Origin of the sequence: Streptomyces sp. NPDC005574 (assembly GCF_040605435.1) — a bacterium.
GTDB lineage: Bacteria > Actinomycetota > Actinomycetes > Streptomycetales > Streptomycetaceae > Streptomyces.
The window spans coordinates 1-1,598 of record NZ_JBEXCW010000308.1 but is presented as its reverse complement, the minus strand read 5'-3'; the positions used below and the strand labels follow the sequence as shown (position 1 = coordinate 1,598).

Below are 1,598 nucleotides of genomic sequence, written 5' to 3'. Positions count from 1 at the left end.
GAGGTCGGGGCGATGAGCAGCTTGGGGCGGGAGGTCTTGGTCTCGCCCACGGTGACCGCTTCGCTGACCGTGGTGGCCGTGGTGTTGGCCAGGCCTTCCAGGTAGGAGGTGGCGGCGTTCCACAAGGTGGTGCTGGCGCCCGCTGGGGTGAAGGTGGTCGTCTCGCCGTCGGAGCTCTTCAGGGTGAAGCTGCCGCTGAAGCTGCCGGTGAGGTCGTAGTCCTCGGCGCCGACCTCCGGGATCCAGCCGGTCTTCGCCGCGTTCTGGGTGAAGTTCAGCCGTGTGTCATCGCCGGCGGCGCCGACACTCACCGACGTGGCAGAGGTTTTCGCCAGCACCGTCCACGGGGTGGAGGTCTGCTCGCCGGCGGCGCCGTAGAGCCATTCCTTGCCGAAGATCGGCGCCTGCTGGCTGGTGCCGGCCCCCGCCTGCGGGGAACGGGAGGAAGCGGTGCGGTCGACCGACAGGCCGAAGAAGGAGGCGTCGTTGTCGGACAGCGTGTAGTCGCCGGTCAGCAGGTTCAGCGAACCAGGCCCCACGTCCTCGGAAGCGGCGCCGTCGGCGTTGCGGTCGACGGTGGCGTTGACCGGGTCCGACGAGGCGGAGGCGCTGGAGGGGCCGGTGAAGTCGGCCCGGATCTGCACCGCTCCGTCCGGGTTCACGCTCGAGGTGGCGTTCCAGGTCAGCTTCGGGCTCTTGCCGCTGGTCAGAGCCACTGGCCAGGCAGACAGCGGCTGCCCTGCCACCGTCACGTCACCGGTGGGAATGGCCGTCCAGGTGTCGGCCTCGCCGCGGCGCCAGGAGAAGGTGACCTTGTCGAACTTCGAGCCGTCCGCTTCAGCGGTCAGCGGCAGCCGGGCGGCGGTGCGGGTTCCCTCATCAGGGCTGGTGACACCGCCGGGGCCGACATGGAAGGTGTAGGACAGGGCCTCGGACTTGTTGTCGGCCTTGTCGGTCGCCCGCACCTGCAGCGTGTTGGTGCCCGCCTTGGCGGGCTTGACGGTGACGTTGACCGGGGTGGTTCCGCTGGTGGCGACCTTCGTCCAGGTCGTCCCGTCCAGCGACCACTCGATGCCGTTCTGGTCCCCCGATGGAGGCGTCACCTTGAACACGCCAGCCTGGCCGGCGCCCTTGACCCATGAGGCGGAGGGATAGTCGGTGGAGGTCACCGCGGTCGGTGCGGACGGAGCGGAGGTGTCGACGGTGAACGTCGCGTACGCCGACCAGTCGTTGTTGTAGTGCAGGCCGTCGTAGGGGTTGGTGCGGAACTTGTAGGTCTTGCCGTTGGTGAGCAGACCGGAGGGAACCGTCACCGACGCCGGCTGGCCCGACGGCACGTAGGGCGACACCAGGTAGTTGCCGACCTGCGCGTTGGTGGCGGCGTCGTCGATCTCGAAGGTGCCGTCGACCTTGTCGTTGTTGACGTCGACGAAGGTGTCACTGAGCGTCGGCGTCGTGGTGTTGACGTACCAGGTGCCGGAGGCGTCCTGGAAGAACGGCGGGCCGGCCTGCTGGTCGGTGCCGGTCTTGGGCCGGTAGTTGTAGGTCACCGACAGCTTGGGCGGGTTGGACGCGGCGTTCGCCGAGTTGAACCGCTT

At 68.5% G+C, this 1,598-nt stretch carries 1 pseudogene; it reads right to left on the bottom strand.

The window, feature by feature from the left end:
• A pseudogene (locus ABZT03_RS44380) lies at window positions 1-1,598 on the bottom strand (sugar-binding protein); the annotation flags it as partial.